The sequence below is a fragment of the Mesorhizobium sp. M7D.F.Ca.US.004.03.1.1 genome (assembly GCF_003998635.1).
In the GTDB taxonomy this organism is placed as follows: domain Bacteria; phylum Pseudomonadota; class Alphaproteobacteria; order Rhizobiales; family Rhizobiaceae; genus Mesorhizobium; species Mesorhizobium loti.
Window position 1 is genome coordinate 1 of the sequence record NZ_RZQG01001332.1, and the last position, 1,196, is coordinate 1,196.

2 protein-coding genes are annotated in these 1,196 nt (G+C 64.5%); both read left to right on the forward strand.

The window, feature by feature from the left end; all coding sequences use genetic code 11:
* Positions 1-23 precede the first annotated feature (23 nt).
* The gene (bioD, locus tag EN935_RS36815) at positions 24-656 is read left to right on the forward strand and encodes a dethiobiotin synthase (RefSeq protein WP_127374281.1); all 633 of its coding nucleotides are present in this window, start codon (positions 24-26) and stop codon (positions 654-656) included.
* Positions 657-658: 2 nt separating this feature from the next.
* Positions 659-1,196, forward strand: a 538-nt coding sequence (locus EN935_RS36820) for an aminotransferase class III-fold pyridoxal phosphate-dependent enzyme (RefSeq protein WP_127374282.1), incomplete at its 3' end; no start/stop codon positions are given.

Consider the following 1,196-nt stretch of genomic DNA (forward strand, 5'->3'; position numbering starts at 1 on the left):
GCCCAAACGTGACCGGAGGCGACATGACCAAACGCATCGTCATCACCGGAACCGACACCGGCATTGGCAAGACGGTGTTTTCGGCCGGGCTAGCCGGCCTGCTCGACGGTTTCTACTGGAAGCCGGTGCAATCGGGCCTCGACGACGAGACCGATAGCGAGGTCGTTGCGCGGCTTGCCGGCCTGCCGCCGGGGCGCGTGCTGCCGGAAGTCTACCGCTTGAAGGAGCCGCTGTCGCCGCATCGTTCTGCCGAACTCGATGGCGTTGCGATAGACGTGGCAAGGCTCTCGCTTCCAGTCTTGCCGGGTCCGCTCGTCATCGAAGGCGCCGGTGGCCTGATGGTGCCGCTCAACCGGCAGACAAGGTTCATCGACATATTCGCGCAATGGCACCTGCCGGTCATCCTGTGCGCTCGCACCGCGCTCGGCACGATCAACCACACGCTGCTGTCGATCGAGGCCCTGCGGGCCCGCTCAATTCCGCTCATTGGCCTCGCCTTCATTGGCGACGAGGTGGCCGATACGCAAAGGACAATCGTGGAATTCAGCGGCGTGCCACAGCTCGGCAGGCTGCCGTTGCTCGATCCGCTGACGAGAGAAACGCTGAGGGACGCGATGGTTGCCGGCTTCGACCTCGCCTCGATTGCCGGAGGCTAATGATGTCGCAGTCTCGAGTCTGGCATCCGTTCACCCAGCACGCGCTCGAGCCGGCGATCCCTGAAATCGTCATGACCGAAGGCGCCTATCTCCACAAGGCCGACGGCGCGCGCATCCTGGACGCCATCTCCTCCTGGTGGGTCGTCACGCACGGCCACCGCCATCCGCGCATCATGAAGGCTATCGAGACAACCGCGTCGAGCCTCGACCAGATCATCTTTTCGGGCTTCACGCACAAGCCGGCAGAGCGCCTGGCCAAGGCGCTTGTCGGCCTCGCTCCCGCCGGACTCGATTGGGTGTTCTATTCCGACAGCGGCTCGACCTGCGTCGAAGTCGCGCTGAAGATGGCGCTCGGTTATTTCCGCAACATCGGCGCCCCGCGCTCGCGCATCGTCGTCATGGAGCACAGCTATCATGGCGACACGATCGGCACGATGAGCGTCGGCGCCCGCGGTGTGTTCAACGCCGCCTATGAGCCTTTGCTGTTCGAGGTCGACACCATCCCCTTCCCGGCCGCCGGGCGAGAGCAGGAGACACTGG

What these genes read in the sequence shown, in the direction of transcription:
- bioD (WP_127374281.1), top strand. Translation starts at nt 24, where the DNA reads ATGACCAAACGCATCGTCATCACCGGAACCGACACCGGCATTGGCAAG.